Annotated in this window: 12 protein-coding genes, 6 tRNA genes and 3 other RNA genes; 9 read left to right on the forward strand and 12 right to left on the reverse strand. The window is 51.3% G+C overall.

Features of this window, described 5'->3' with window-relative positions:
• Positions 1 to 66: 66 nt before the first annotated feature.
• Complete coding sequence (locus DRI82_RS09155) at positions 67 to 1,296, reverse strand: Nramp family divalent metal transporter (protein WP_114193201.1); 1,230 nt, start codon at positions 1,294 to 1,296, stop codon at positions 67 to 69.
• A gap of 410 nt (positions 1,297 to 1,706) precedes the next feature.
• Here DRI82_RS09155 and DRI82_RS09160 point away from each other — a divergent pair, with 410 nt between their 5' ends.
• Positions 1,707 to 2,894, forward strand: a complete 1,188-nt coding sequence (locus DRI82_RS09160) for a NupC/NupG family nucleoside CNT transporter (RefSeq protein WP_114193202.1) — start codon at positions 1,707 to 1,709, stop codon at positions 2,892 to 2,894.
• 183 nt (positions 2,895 to 3,077) lie between these two features.
• Here DRI82_RS09160 and DRI82_RS09165 read toward each other — a convergent pair.
• Positions 3,078 to 3,153, reverse strand: a tRNA-Ala gene (locus tag DRI82_RS09165).
• Positions 3,154 to 3,206: 53 nt separating this feature from the next.
• Positions 3,207 to 3,282 (reverse strand) — tRNA-Ala (locus DRI82_RS09170).
• Between the two features lie 302 nt (positions 3,283 to 3,584).
• Between DRI82_RS09170 and DRI82_RS09180 the strand changes: the two genes are divergently transcribed.
• The gene (locus DRI82_RS09180) at positions 3,585 to 3,965 is read left to right on the forward strand and encodes a YfeC-like transcriptional regulator (protein WP_157968037.1); all 381 of its coding nucleotides are present in this window, start codon (positions 3,585 to 3,587) and stop codon (positions 3,963 to 3,965) included.
• 35 nt (positions 3,966 to 4,000) lie between these two features.
• Here the strand turns inward: DRI82_RS09180 and gltX are convergent, their stop codons facing one another.
• Entirely contained in the window at positions 4,001 to 5,416 is a 1,416-nt protein-coding gene (gene gltX, locus DRI82_RS09185; RefSeq protein ID WP_114193205.1) for a glutamate--tRNA ligase, read from the reverse strand.
• A gap of 273 nt (positions 5,417 to 5,689) precedes the next feature.
• Here gltX and DRI82_RS09190 point away from each other — a divergent pair.
• From DRI82_RS09190 to DRI82_RS09220, 7 genes are all read left to right on the forward strand, one after another.
• Positions 5,690 to 5,765 (forward strand) — tRNA-Val (locus DRI82_RS09190).
• Positions 5,766 to 5,812: 47 nt separating this feature from the next.
• Positions 5,813 to 5,888, forward strand: a tRNA-Val gene (locus DRI82_RS09195).
• 41 nt (positions 5,889 to 5,929) lie between these two features.
• A tRNA-Val gene (locus DRI82_RS09200) sits at positions 5,930 to 6,005 on the forward strand.
• 7 nt (positions 6,006 to 6,012) lie between these two features.
• A tRNA-Lys gene (locus DRI82_RS09205) sits at positions 6,013 to 6,088 on the forward strand.
• A gap of 44 nt (positions 6,089 to 6,132) precedes the next feature.
• Positions 6,133 to 6,258: non-coding RNA, RtT sRNA (locus tag DRI82_RS09210), on the forward strand.
• 44 nt (positions 6,259 to 6,302) lie between these two features.
• Positions 6,303 to 6,428, forward strand: a non-coding RNA gene (locus DRI82_RS09215) — RtT sRNA.
• Positions 6,429 to 6,551: 123 nt separating this feature from the next.
• Positions 6,552 to 6,675, forward strand: a non-coding RNA gene (locus tag DRI82_RS09220) — RtT sRNA.
• Between the two features lie 191 nt (positions 6,676 to 6,866).
• Here DRI82_RS09220 and DRI82_RS09225 read toward each other — a convergent pair.
• The 8 genes from DRI82_RS09225 to zipA form a co-directional block, all read right to left on the reverse strand.
• Positions 6,867 to 7,667 (reverse strand): transcriptional regulator, encoded by an 801-nt coding sequence (locus DRI82_RS09225; RefSeq protein WP_114193206.1) that lies wholly within the window; start codon positions 7,665 to 7,667, stop codon positions 6,867 to 6,869.
• 402 nt (positions 7,668 to 8,069) lie between these two features.
• Positions 8,070 to 8,855, reverse strand: coding sequence for an ethanolamine ammonia-lyase subunit EutC (gene eutC, locus DRI82_RS09230; RefSeq protein WP_114193207.1), 786 nt, complete (start codon positions 8,853 to 8,855; stop codon positions 8,070 to 8,072).
• Positions 8,852 to 10,243 carry an ethanolamine ammonia-lyase subunit EutB gene (locus tag DRI82_RS09235; protein ID WP_114193208.1) on the reverse strand — a complete coding sequence of 464 codons (1,392 nt, stop codon included), beginning with the start codon at positions 10,241 to 10,243 and terminating at the stop codon, positions 8,852 to 8,854. Before DRI82_RS09235 ends, eutC begins: the two co-directional genes overlap by 4 nt.
• Positions 10,244 to 10,382: 139 nt before the next feature.
• On the reverse strand, positions 10,383 to 10,514 hold the full coding sequence (locus tag DRI82_RS24510) for a hypothetical protein (RefSeq protein WP_281269769.1): 132 nt from the start codon (positions 10,512 to 10,514) through the stop codon (positions 10,383 to 10,385).
• A 63-nt stretch (positions 10,515 to 10,577) separates the two neighbouring features.
• Complete coding sequence (locus DRI82_RS24515; protein WP_281269773.1) at positions 10,578 to 10,706, reverse strand: hypothetical protein; 129 nt, start codon at positions 10,704 to 10,706, stop codon at positions 10,578 to 10,580.
• Positions 10,703 to 10,918, reverse strand: a complete 216-nt coding sequence (locus DRI82_RS09240; protein WP_114193209.1) for a DUF3820 family protein — start codon at positions 10,916 to 10,918, stop codon at positions 10,703 to 10,705. The genes DRI82_RS24515 and DRI82_RS09240 overlap by 4 nt, the downstream gene beginning before the upstream one ends.
• 69 nt (positions 10,919 to 10,987) lie before the next feature.
• On the reverse strand, positions 10,988 to 13,012 hold the full coding sequence (gene ligA / locus DRI82_RS09245; RefSeq protein WP_114193210.1) for an NAD-dependent DNA ligase LigA: 2,025 nt from the start codon (positions 13,010 to 13,012) through the stop codon (positions 10,988 to 10,990).
• 145 nt (positions 13,013 to 13,157) lie between these two features.
• Positions 13,158 to 14,180 carry a cell division protein ZipA gene (gene zipA / locus DRI82_RS09250; protein ID WP_114193211.1) on the reverse strand — a complete coding sequence of 341 codons (1,023 nt, stop codon included), beginning with the start codon at positions 14,178 to 14,180 and terminating at the stop codon, positions 13,158 to 13,160.
• Positions 14,181 to 14,301: the final 121 nt, after the last annotated feature.

Below are 14,301 nucleotides of genomic sequence, written 5' to 3' on the forward strand. Positions count from 1 at the left end.
CGTTGGTCGCCTGGTTGCGGAAATGACGGCGATTTCACAGAGTGAGTAAGATATGCGCAGTGTGGTTTACAACAGCGTGCTGATCAGCAGATAGAAGTTAAGGCTAATGACGATGAGGACGATTAACCGCCCCAGATTCTGAATCAGCGGGGTATTGGTCATCTCACCCATCAATTGACGATTACCGGTAAACGCCAACAGCGGCAGCAGCGCCAGTGCAATACCGAAACTCAGCAACACCTGGCTCAATACCAGTATCCGCGTGGCATCCATTCCCGCCAGAATCACAATAAAAGAGGGCATCATCGTGACGACACGACGCACCCAAATGGGAATATAGAAGCGGACAAATCCCTGCATGACCACCTGCCCCGCCAGCGTTCCCACCACGGTTGAAGATAAACCCGCAGCAACCAGACTCAGACCAAAGATCGTCGCAGCCGCCTGCCCCAAAAGCGGTTGCAGCGTCAGATATGCCTGTTCCAGCTCAGTGATACCACTGTGACCGCTGAAATGAAAAGCCGCCGCTGCCGTAGCCATCATCGCCAGATTCACAAAACCAGCGATAGTCATCGCGATGGCAACATCCAGTTTGGTGGAGGAATAAAGTTCAGCCTTGGAGTTCTTGCCTGAGCGCTGCGTGAGCGACGAATGCAGGTAGATTACATGTGGCATAATCGTTGCCCCCAATACCCCGGCAGCAAGAAATACCGCATCGTGGCTCGGTAAATCAGGGATTAACATGCCCTTGCCCAACTCGATTATTTGCGGTCGCGAAAAAAATAGCTCAACGATATAAGCCGCTGCCACGAACAAAAGTAATCCGGCGATCACCACTTCAAGTGACTTTTGCCCACGCTTCTGAATAGCGAGAATGATAAAGGTCGCAATCCCGGTCAACACCGCACCTTCGAGCAGCGTTACCCCGAGCAGGAGTTTAAAACCAATTGCCGCACCAATGAACTCAGCCAGATCGGTGGCCATCGCAATGATTTCTGCCTGGACCCAATAGGCCCAGACGGCAGGACGAGGAAAACGATCGCGAATATGCTCGGCAAGATTTTTGCCAGTGGCGATACCCAGCTTGGCGGAAAGAAGTTGAATGAGCATTGCCATGAAGTTTGCCCAGACGACAACCCACAGCAGTTTATAACCGTATGAGGCTCCGGCCTGGATGTTGGTAGCGAAGTTGCCGGGATCGATATAGCCGATAGCCGCGATAAAGGCCGGTCCCATCAGAGAAAGTTTAAGTCTTATGGACGAGCGGCTGGTTGAAACAGCGCGACTGTTCAGCATAGCTATAACCCTTAGTATTCTTATGCGTACCTTAATTCATCCTATACAAATGATAATGATTGTCAATCTCACTTAAAAAGAGATCACTTATCTCTGTAATAGGCTGCAACGCAGGTTAATGGGGGTAGCCGTTTCAAGTCACGTAACAGTAGAAAACTTCCACTAAATTTAACATTTTGATACATTTGCCAAGGCTAGATTTAGCGCGGATTACCGCACATAATAAAATTAGCACATAAATGCTACGAGTCTATAAAATTATTAACATTGTGAAATCTGGTTAGATCGCGTTCACATAGATTGATTTTGCCTTAACAGATTTCTATATTTGCAAAGAATCTCTCGTTTTTAATGTCGCCGTTACATAAAATGACCACCGAAATATAGCCTGCCTCAAATTTGGAGCAAACATGTCCCGAATACTGCACTTTGTATTAGCTTTGGCCGTTGTGGCGATACTGGCATTGCTGGTCAGTCGCGATCGTAAAAGCATTCGCTTACGCTTTGTAGCCCAGCTATTGGTTATAGAAGTGTTGTTAGCCTACTTCTTCCTGAATTCTGAAATAGGATTGGGGTTTGTTCAGGGATTCGCAAACTTTTTTGATAAGCTGCTTGGTTTTGCTGCGCAAGGCACCGATTTCGTCTTCGGTAATATGGGCGACAAAGGTCTGGCATTCTTCTTCCTCAAAGTTTTGTGCCCGATCGTGTTTATCTCTGCACTGATCGGTATTCTGCAACACATCCGCGTGTTGCCGATTGTGATTCGTTTCATCGGGACTATTCTGTCAAAAGTCAACGGTATGGGTAAATTGGAATCGTTCAACGCTGTCAGTTCGCTGGTGTTGGGCCAATCTGAAAACTTCATTGCCTATAAAGATATTCTGGGTCAGATGTCCGAAAAACGCATGTACACCATGGCGGCAACGGCAATGTCGACTGTTTCCATGTCGATCGTCGGTGCTTACATGACCATGCTGGAACCGAAGTATGTTGTTGCCGCGCTGGTTCTGAATATGTTCAGTACGTTCATCGTACTGTCGTTGATTAACCCGTATAAAGTTGACGGTGAAAAAGACCTGCAACTGAGCAATCTGCACGAAAACCAGAGCTTCTTTGAAATGCTGGGTGAATACATTCTGGCAGGTTTCAAAGTTGCAATTATCGTTGCAGCCATGCTGATCGGCTTTATTGCATTGATTTCTGCATTCAACGCCCTCTTCACCATGCTGTTCGGCCATAGCTTCCAGGAATTGCTGGGTTACGTCTTCTATCCATTTGCATGGGTAATGGGTGTACCGGCGCATGAAGCCCTGCAAGTCGGCAGTATCATGGCGACCAAAATGGTCTCTAACGAATTTGTTGCCATGATGGATCTGCAAAAGATTGCGGGGACATTGTCTCCGCGCGGTGAAGGCATCCTGTCTGTCTTCCTGGTCTCTTTTGCAAACTTCTCCTCTATCGGGATCATCGCAGGTGCCATCAAAGGATTGAATGAGCACCAGGGTAACGTGGTTTCCCGTTTTGGTTTGAAACTGCTGTATGGCTCAACGTTGGTCAGCGTCCTGTCTGCATCTATCGCAGGTCTGGTTCTGGCATAACGGTTCGGTTATTTCCAAATAAAGGCGCTCCGGCGCCTTTTTCTTTGCGCGTAATAGAGCGTTTCCGTAATGCATTGAGTCTGGAAACCAACCATGAACGGGTCAGTCGAGAGAATGGGGAAGGTAGAAACATTGAGGAACGCACAAAGCAAAAAACCGGCTATAAGCCGGTTCTTCTATGTTTGGTGGAGCTAGACGGGATCGAACCGTCGACCTCTTGCATGCCATGCAAGCGCTCTCCCAGCTGAGCTATAGCCCCACAATTGTGGTCACGCCAATGCGCTTAATCACCAACCTGCCTGAGAGTAAGGTTGGTGGAGCTAGACGGGATCGAACCGTCGACCTCTTGCATGCCATGCAAGCGCTCTCCCAGCTGAGCTATAGCCCCGTTCACAGTCAGTAAATCGTGTGGACGGGGCGCATAATATGAAACCCCGCAAACAGTGTCAACGGCTAAATCCAATAATCCGGTCAAGCGTTGAAAAAGCCGTCAAATCCGTAGCCTGCCAGCAAATTCCGCCTCTCTTATCCTGATCAGAATCCTCGCCGGTACAGCCTTTTGAGTAATTTCTTTGTGACCTGCCTTGCTTGGTTACTCTTTTCCTGGTCATTCCCATTAACGTTATCGTGTAAGATGTTGCATTAACGCCTACCACTCATTACGGCATGATAAACAGCAGGGAGGATGCAATGGCTGAAAAGTGGATCACGCCTAAAGAAATTGCGCAGCTGACTGGTTATACAGAACAAAGTATCAATCAGCGGGCAGCAAAAGAGAAATGGCGTAAACAGCCACGTCCTGGTATTCAGGGTGGAAAAGCGCATGAATTTGCCTTTGAATCCGTCGAAACTTTTCTGACTGAAGCAAAGCGAATTAAAGAGGATCCGGAGGAGTACAGCGTACCGATCGCCAATCCCAAAGAGATTTGGACAGCGACATTCCAGCGGCTCACGAAAAAAGAGAGAGTCCAGATTACCCACTTCATCCTGCGTGAAGGAATCAGCGGTCTGTTAGCGCGATTGGGTCTGATGGAAAACCCTGCCGGAAACAATAAGGCCAGCAAGGATTAACCCGCTGGCCCATTTCAACCTACTGAAACCGTGATTTATTGCTGGGCTTCTCGCTCAGCAATAAAGGACAACGCCTTATCAATGCGCGACAACGTGCGTGATTGCCCAATGGCGTGCACCGTGACATCCATGCCTGGTGATTGGCCTGCGCCAGTAACGGCTACGCGCAGTGGCATACCCACCTTACCCATGCCGACACCCAGCTCATCTGCGGTGCCCTGAATGGCGTCGTGAACGTTCTCGGCAGTCCAGTCCGTAATGGCTGCCAGTTTGGCACGCACAGCTTCCAGCGGCTGGCGCGCAACCGGACGCAGGTGTTTTTTAGCGGCGTCTGCATCAAACTCAGCGAAGTCTTCATAGAAGTAGCGGCAGGATTGCGCCATCTCTTTCAGCGTTTTGCAGCGCTCGCCCAACAGCTTGACGATCTCGAAAAGTTGCGGTCCATTGCGCGTCTCGATCCCCAGTTGCTCCACATGCCACAACAGATACGTTGCAACATATTCAGCAGGCATATTATTGATATAGTGGTGATTAAGCCACTGCAGCTTTTCAGTATTGAAGGCACTGGCTGATTTATTGATAGCATCCAGGGAGAAGAACTCTTTCATCTCATCAATAGAGAAAATCTCCTGATCGCCATGTGACCACCCCAGACGCACCAGATAGTTCAACAGGGCCTCTGGCAGATAACCATCGTCACGATACTGCATGACACCCACGGCACCGTGACGCTTGGACAATTTCTTGCCGTCATCACCGAGAATCATTGATACATGGGCATATTCAGGTACGGGTGCGCCGAGGGCTTTCAGGATGTTGATCTGACGCGGAGTATTATTGATATGGTCTTCGCCACGGATAACATGGGAAATTTCCATATCCCAGTCATCGATCACCACACAGAAATTATACGTCGGCGCGCCGTCGGTACGGCGGATAATCAAATCATCAAGTTCAAGATTACTGAATTCGATTGGGCCACGGATCAGATCGTTAAAGATGACCGAGCCGCCCTGCGGATTACGGAAACGAACCACATGCGGTTCGTCATGGCTGTGGTGCTCGTGGCTGTCACGGCAATGGCCGTCATAGCGAGGCTTCTCACCATCGGCCATTTGCTGCTCACGCAGCGCTTCAAGACGCTCTTTGGAGCAATAGCATTTGTATGCCGTGTCATTCACCAGCATTTGATCGATAACGGCGTTATAGCGATCGAAACGCTTGGTTTGGTAATACGGGCCTTCATCCCAATCCAGATTCAGCCAGTTCATCCCATCCATAATCGCGTCAATGGCTTCCTGAGTTGAACGTTCGAGATCGGTATCCTCGATGCGCAACACGAACTCACCGCCCATATGGCGGGCAAATAACCAGGAATAGAGCGCGGTACGGGCCCCACCGACGTGGAGGTAACCGGTCGGACTGGGTGCAAAACGGGTTTTGATTTTCATTGGGATCACAGCCTTATTGTGCAACGGCCGTCAGTGCATACTGACGATTGCTCGGAAATAACAAAAAGTGGGCAACATTCTACCACTCCATGTCGAATCCTCAACGTTGATAGAATACTGAACTGCTGCTTTCAGCATCTGAACACTTTAAGAAACAGCAGATAGGGCGATAAATATCGCAGCTTGTTTAATTTTGCGGCGAACGCGCCTTTTCATTTGAAAAACCGTTGACTCACTTTCAACTATCCCTATAATGCGACTCCAACACGGCGGGGGCGATTAGCTCAGTTGGTAGAGCATCTCCTTTACACGGAGGGGGTCATCAGTTCGAATCTGGTATCGCCCACCACTCTTTAGAGTGCCATCGTTGTGTTATGTAAGACGTCATTGAGACATGGGCGATTAGCTCAGTTGGTAGAGCATCTCCTTTACACGGAGGGGGTCATCAGTTCGAATCTGGTATCGCCCACCATCTCTCAAGAAACACTCTTACGCCGCTTGAAGTACAGAAGTGGGCGATTAGCTCAGTTGGTAGAGCATCTCCTTTACACGGAGGGGGTCATCAGTTCGAATCTGGTATCGCCCACCACTTCTCCGGGTCGTTAGCTCAGTTGGTAGAGCAGTTGACTTTTAATCAATTGGTCGCAGGTTCGAATCCCGCACGACCCACCATTTTCCAAATCCTCTCGCACTCGTGTAAATCCATAATAATTTAAATAGTTCTCGAGTCGTGTGGGTGAGACCCTGCGTTCAGGTTCGAGCCGAGCGGAGCGAGACTACAACGCGAACGCGTTGCCCGCAGGGCGAGGCCGGAGGCCGAGTACATCCCGCACGACCCACCATTTTCCAAATCCTCTCGCACTCGTGTAAATCCATAATAATTTAAATAGTTCTCGAGTCGTGTGTGTGAGACCCTGCGTTCAGGTTCGAGCCGAGCGAAGCGAGACTACAACGCGAACGCGTTGCCCGCAGGGCGAAGCCGAAGGCCGAGTACATCCCGCACGACCCACCATTTCAAAAGATCCCACGGTTCTTCATTCCAAGCGCAGAAGTTAAATAACACTCGAGTCGTGTGGGTGAGACAAAATCGTCGGGAACGATTTTGAACAACGCGCATGCGTTGGCCCCCGAAGGGGTGAGTCTCAGGATGAGACGAATAACCTGCGTTCAGGTTCGAGCCGAGCGAAGCGAGACTACAACGCGAACGCGTTGCCCGCAGGGCGAGGCCGGAGGCCGAGTACATCCCGCACGACCCACCATTTCAAAAGCTATAACAATTCCTATTTCTGAAGATATTCTCCATCCACTCCGCCATTATTAATATATGCGGAGTAGCGAATTGTTCATATTCAGTCTGCTTTAGACGGAAATACCCGCTACTCCCGCTACAGTGATTGGGACTCATCCTATAGTGAATACATTGAATGTGGACTACTCAACGCTGGAATAGTTAATTCCCGTCCATACTTCCTGCAGGCAATAAATCCTGTAAATAAAGAGTCTTGCAATCCAATGAGAATTGGTCACCCATTACCGAAACATGATAACAAACAAATTTGTTCTGCCCCTCAAACGCTTCTCTTTCATATTTACCTTCAAACCGCACGGGTAATATCGTCTCAGACTTAGGCGAAAAATACGCACCAGAAACTGATATGCTTTCACGACCGAAATATACACCGAGTGAAAAACTGATTAAAGCTGAGAGAATAAATAGAGTAAGAAGAAACAACCGGCTAATCAGCTGCTTTTTCTTCGTAGCAGAAGACGCCAATGAACCTTTTGTTTTTGCGCCATATTTTTCAGGTAAAAGTAATTTGTGAACGAGTGGCTTCCCCTGATCTGCACGCAAAGACAACCTGCTTCGCCCCAACTTATCAACGTGCGGCAAAGGCTCCGTATCCGTACTTATCCCCTTGGTTCCCTCAGACCAGTGCTGTGTGCTTTCGAGCTGAAAAAATTCGGGATGCTCAATCTGGTAACCAACACGCGGTACGGTCTGAATTAGCGTGAGTTGCGTATCACCAATTTTTTTGCGAATGGACTTTATCGTCTGATTGATCGTCGCATCCGCGCTGTAACTGCCACTCCAGACTTGCGCGATTAATTCTTGGCGACTTACACATATCGGTGCATGCGCTAACAGCAACGTTAATATCTGATATTCCTTACTTCTTAAATCATTTATCTCCCCTTTTAACGTTTCCACCTGATGCGTGAATGTATTAATTTTGATTATTCCGTTACTCATCTCTAACCCCTTACCGGGAGACCAAGAGAGATTCTCCCGGCGTACAAAATTTTCAGAAATACATCAATATATTTCATACCCTAGTCCATTCATCTGACATTGATAATTGGCTTATTCCGATAAATACACGAGTGAAGGATATGGGGTTGATTCAGAAAAGAACAAACATTCAAAATGTTTTAAAAAGGTAAAATATGATAACAACCTATGACCGGGAATAGTCATGCGAGAGAGGCAAACGGTTATTCACTTTAAAGGGTTAAAAAATCACAGGTTATTATTTACATTAAGAATTTTCGTAGACAGGTGCTGGTCACGCAATTATGGAGGGTTGTGGCCGTTACCCTGTTATGCAGTGTATTTTATCAGCCATAAATTTTTATGCAGACAAGCAAGACGGCGCTATTGCTCCAGCAGAGGCGTAATCCTGCCATAGAGCGCCGGATTGTCGCTCTCATCTTTCAGTTGCACCCCCGAGAGTTGGCGATGGAATGCCTGCTCCAACAGCCACGCCAGTTTAAAGGCCGCTTGCGGATAGTCCAATCCTTCCGGCCGGATATTGGAGATGCAGTTCCTTTCTGATTCCAATCGCTGACGATGTGGCCCCCAGGTCATATACACCCCAAGACTATCGGGTGATGAAAGCCCGGGCCGTTCTCCAATCAGTATCGCCACAGCCTTCGCCTGCATGCATTCGCCGATATCATCCGCCAAAGCCACTCGCGATTGATGCGCCAATACTATCGGGGCCAACGACACATCGAGCAGTTGCAAGTAGGGCTGCAAAGCCAGAATCAGTGGAACCGCTTGACGGTGCACCGCTTTTGATGACAGTCCATCGCCAATAACCAACAGCAGATCGGCAGGTTTCTGTCGGCGGCCCAGCAACATTTCGCGGCTTGGGGTATCCAGTTTACGACCAAGATCCGGACGGCGCAGATAGATTGAACGGTCGGGTGCGGCGCTGTGCACCGTCAGCGTTTCCAGCCCTTGCTGCCCGAGTTGCTCCGCCAGCGTTTCGCTATCAAAGGATTGGTGAACGGCGTCCCGCGCCTGGGCGTGTGCCAGACCAAACTTCAGCAACTCTTCGGTCGGTAAACTGGAGCCTGAGCGCCCCAACGCGATACGCGCTGCGGTAAACTGGCGCAACGTTTCCCAGGGATTACGGTGAGTGACCGGCTTTGTCATGAACGCACTCCTGATTCGGGGAGATGTTGCAGCAAAGGATGAGTAGCGCCGGTTTCGCAAATCATGCCCTGCGAATCGATAATGCGCATTTTTTCGAGCCACACCGCAAACTCAGGCGCATGTTTCAGTCCCAACAGCTCACGGATATACAGCGCATCGTGGAATGAGGTGCTCTGATAATTCAGCATGATGTCATCCGCACCGGGCACGCCGATCAAAAAGGTCAATCCCGCGGTGGCCAGCAGCGTCAACAGCGTATCCATATCGTCCTGATCGGCTTCGGCATGATTGGTATAACAAACGTCACAGCCCAGCGGAACACCCAGCAACTTACCGCAGAAATGATCTTCCAATCCGGCGCGAATAATCTGTTTTCCATCATAAAGATATTCAGGCCCGATAAACCCCACCACGGTGTTGACCAACAGCGGGGAGAAACGGCGTGCAATGGCATAAGCCCGCGCTTCGCAGGTTTGCTGATCGACACCAAAGTGCGCGTTGGCAGAGAGGCAACTTCCCTGCCCGGTTTCAAAATACATCACGTTGTCACCCAGCGTGCCACGTTTGAGACTTAACGCCGCATCCTGCGCTTCTGCCAGCATCGCCAGATTGATACCAAATCCGCTGTTGGCCGCCTCACTGCCCGCAATGGACTGGAAAACCAGATCGACCGGCGCACCGCGCTCAATCAGCTTGATGGTATTTGTCACGTGCGTCAGTACGCACGATTGGGTGGGGATCTCAAAACGTTGAATCACGTCATCGAGCATGTAGTTGAGATTCTCCAGCAGCCCCAGGCTGTCGCTGGCCGGATTGATCCCAATCACCGCATCACCTGCGCCATACAGCAGGCCATCCAGCATACTGGCGGCGATACCTTGCAGGCTGTCGGTGGGATGATTGGGCTGCAACCTCACGCTGAGATGGCCGGGCAACCCGATCGTATTCCTGAAACGGGTAATGACCCGGCACTTCCTGGCGACCAGAATCAGATCCTGATTGCGCATGATTTTGCTGACCGCCGCCGCCATCTCCGGGGTTACCCCCGGCGCGATGTGCGCCAAAGTTTCGCTCCTGACTTTTTCACTCAATAGCCAGTTGCGAAAATCCCCTACCGTCAGGTGCGCTATAGGGGCAAATGCCTGCCGATCGTGGCTGTCGATGATCAGGCGCGTCACTTCATCCTGTTCATAGGGAATCAGCGGTTGCTCCAGAAATGTCTTCAGCGACAGATCGGCCAGTACCATTCGCGCCGCCATCCGCTCTTCGGCACTTTCTGCGCCGATCCCGGCCAGATAGTCACCGGATCGCGCGGGTGAGGCTTTCGCCATCAGATCGCGCAGATCGCGGAAAGAGTAGCGTTGGTGACCGAGATTTGTTTGGTACATAACATTCCTTCAGGCTATTCCCCACTTTTGGCCGTAGCCGGTCGCATTACGTGAAGCTGGGGAGCGTGATCCGCCGTATGACTCGAGTGATGCGTCAAACGGAGCCCGGCGTAAGCCAGCAGCATCATTGCTGCAAAAATCAAAACAGCAGGGTGTTGTAATAAATCATAGCGCCCAGACGCACTAACGCCAGAATCAGCGCCAGCCAGAAGCATTTATGATGCGAATTGAAAGCAAAGACAAACGCTGATTGATAAACCGATTCAGACATCGATTCTGCTGGTGTCTATACGGCATTCAGAGAGGCAGTAACGCAGGGTATCTGGATCTGGCATCAGGTGGGTGTGGAACCTGGGTGTTGATGCTTATTTTCAGTAGGATATTGCTGGCGATCGGGCTGGTGGTGAGTACTTTTAAGCAAGGCGATGGTGACCGAGCGGTCCTGATACCCGGCGGTTTTCATGAACGCTTCAGGGGTTTGACCAGACTGTCGAGCCCCTCGATTTTAATCGCCAGCGTCATTTCCATCAGCATGCCCAGCTTTCCCGGCGGGAATTCGCCTTTACGGGCAAACCACAACAAATACTCTTCGGGAAGATCGATCAATACCCTCCCTTGATACTTGCCGAATGGCATAACGGTATTGGCGATCTCAATCAGATTCTCTTTTTCCATAACCGATTCTCACATTGGTGACCGCAGCCTGATTCTTTAACCAGCAGGATGCTGCGGCCAGTGCCTATTTTAAGCCTCACCCAACAGGCGAATCATCTCGGCTTCATCGATCACTGTGATGCCAAGCTCTTGTGCTTTTGCCAGCTTGGATCCAGCCGCTTCACCGGCGATCACCAAATTGGTTTTCTTCGACACGCTGCCACTGACTTTCGCCCCCAACGCCTGCAAACGATCTTTGGCCTCATCGCGGGAAAGAATCGTCAACGAACCGGTCAACACGACGGTTTTTCCAGCAAACGGACTGTCGATCTCTTCGGCGATCACCACCTGTGGCGCAGGCCAGTGAATGTTGATCTCCGGGCTGATCAACTCGTCGATCACATCCTGATTATGCTGCTCAGCGAAGAAGTTCAGCACGTGACGCGCGACAACTTCCCCCACATCCTGCACGCTTTTCAGTGCGTCGATATCCGCACTGCGCAGCGCGTCCAGCGAACCGAAATGCGCAGCCAGATTCGCTGCGGTGGATTCACCCACTTCACGGATACCCAGCGCATACAGGAAACGCGCCAGCGTGGTCTCTTTCGCTTTCTCCAGCGCCGCAGTCAGATTCTGGGCAGACTTTGGCCCCATGCGATCCAGCCCGGTCAGTTTCCCGGCGGTCAAACGAAACAGATCGGCGGGGGTTTTGACATACTCTTTCTCCACCAACTGCTCAATCACTTTATCGCCCATCCCATCGACATCCAGCGCCCGGCGGGAGACAAAATGCTTCAGCGCCTCTTTGCGCTGGGCGCCGCAGATCAAACCACCTGTGCAGCGTGCGACCGCTTCACCTTCAACGCGTTCAACGTCTGAACCACATACCGGGCAGTGGCTGGGGAAGTGCACTTCCCGCGCATTCTCAGGCCGTTCACTGAGCACCACACCCACTACTTGCGGAATAACATCACCCGCGCGACGGACAATGACCGTATCGCCAATCCGCAATCCCAGCCGCTCAATTTCATCGGCATTATGCAGCGTGGCATTACTGACGATGACCCCCGCGACCTGCACGGGCTCGAGCCGGGCGACGGGCGTCACTGCCCCTGTGCGCCCCACCTGGAATTCAACTTCACGCACCGTGGTGATTTGCTCTTGTGCGGGGAATTTAAATGCCGTCGCCCAGCGCGGGGCGCGCGCCACGAAGCCCAGCGTCTCTTGCAGATCGAGTGAATCGACTTTGATCACCACGCCATCAATATCAAATCCCAGCGTAGGGCGATCCTGTTCCACCTGCCGGTAGAACGCCAGAACTTCATCGCTGCCCTTACAGACTTTAACGCGTTCACTGACCGGCAGACCCCACTGCTTGAATTGCATCAACCGCTGCCAATGACTGCGCGGCAATTCACCGTCCTCAAGCACGCCGACGCCATAGCAAAAAAAGGTCAATGGACGTTTGGCCGTGATACGCGGATCGAGCTGGCGCAACGATCCCGCCGCCGCATTTCGCGGATTGGCAAAAACTTTCCCGCCCGTACGCCGCGCTTCTTCATTCAGCGCCTCAAAACCCGGTTGAGGCATGAATACTTCCCCACGCACCTCCAGCCGACGGGGAATGTTATCGCCGTGAAGCCGCAGGGGAATGGAACGGATAGTACGCACGTTGCTGGTGATATTCTCACCGGTGGTGCCATCGCCTCGTGTTGCCGCCTGAATCAATTCGCCATTTTCATACAACAAACTTACGGCGACACCGTCCAGCTTGAGCTCGCAGCACAGTTCCAATGGCTCAGTACTTTTCAATCGATCCTGTACGCGCTTGTAAAATGCCAGATAGCTCTCTTCATCAAAAACGTTATCCAGTGACAACATCGGCACTTCGTGTCTGACCTGGGCAAACGCCGACATAGGCGCAGCACCGACCCGCTGGGTGGGTGAATCACTGGTAATCAATTCAGGGTTGACACTTTCAAGCTCGCGTAATTCCCCCATCAGCCGATCGTATTCAGCATCTGGCACTTCGGGGGCATCGAGTACGTGGTACAGGTATTCGTGATGGCGCAGTGAGGCCCGTAACTCATTGATCTTTTCGTTGATAGGTTTCATGGCTCACCATTGAAGATAAAAAACTCCCGGCAGGCGGGAATAGTTGAAGCATAGTTGTAGAATAGTTTGCAGAATAGGGAGTCGCCTGATACCGAAGTGGTGAATGACCCTGCGTTGCCAGGCAACAGAGGGCCATTCATAAATATCAGGCCGTCGCGTCCAGCACTTCGCGGATGCGCGCTTTATAGGTTTCCAGCTTTTGCGGCGTCATCATTCGACGCTCATCGTCCCACACCACACCACCTACATCATCGGCAATACGTTGGGCAGACTGCAACAGTAATTTGAAGTTCTGATTGGCGTCGCCATAACACGGAACCATCATGAACATGGTCACGCCCGGCGTGGAAAAATCAGACATCGTATCGGGATCAAACGAACCCGGTTTCACCATATTCGCAAGGCTGAACAAGACCGGACCACTGCCCGCCGGGCTCAGGTGACGGTGGAAAATATTCATCGCGCCAAATTGGAAGCCAGCTTGCAATACGCTGTTCAGCAATACTTCACCGCTGAGAACGCCGCCCGGATGGGCCGCAACGTGCAATACAAGCACGGTTTCTTTCAGCTTCTCTTTCTTGGCTGCGACGGGTGCAGCAGGTTCTGCTGCATGTGCCGCATCCTGACGATGCTGCGACGCGACAGGTTCAGCGACGGGTTGAGACGCTACGCCTTGATTGCGATCGCGCCCACCGTGATCACGAACGCCCGAATCGCGAGCAGGCTGACTGGCAGGGTCGCGTTGCGGCGGCACATCGCGGCGCGGCGCAACAGGCGGTTCTGTCGCAGAGTAACCCTGCAACAGAGGATCGCTTCCCTCTGGCTGATGTGACACAGGCTGGCGCGGTGCAGGCTGCTGGACACGCGGCGGCTCCTCAGCAACAGGCTGGGGTCGGGCCGGGCGTCTTACCGGCTCTTCTTCCGGTTCATCATACTGACCCAAAGAGGGTTCATCTTCAGGATGAGTAGTACGCACCCGCACTTCACCAACCCCATCGTCGAAGTCATCGACTGGAGATTGATCCCGCTCTTTCTTTACACGTTTAGCTGGACGATCGCGAAAAAGTGATGAGCGTTCTTTACGGCTGGTCCACAAACCATGCAATAACAACGCTATTATGGCGATCGCGCCAACAACGATTAATATCAGACGCAAATCCTGCATCATTGCAATCTCTGTTGTTCTAATACATTGCCACCGCGGCAAACATTCACACACCTAACTCTATTTGCCTGCGTACACAAGTGCAAGTCCGTGCTGTACTTTCTGCTAATAAACATGACTAGTG

It is taken from the genome of Edaphovirga cremea (genome assembly GCF_003332275.1).
GTDB lineage: Bacteria > Pseudomonadota > Gammaproteobacteria > Enterobacterales > Enterobacteriaceae > Edaphovirga > Edaphovirga cremea.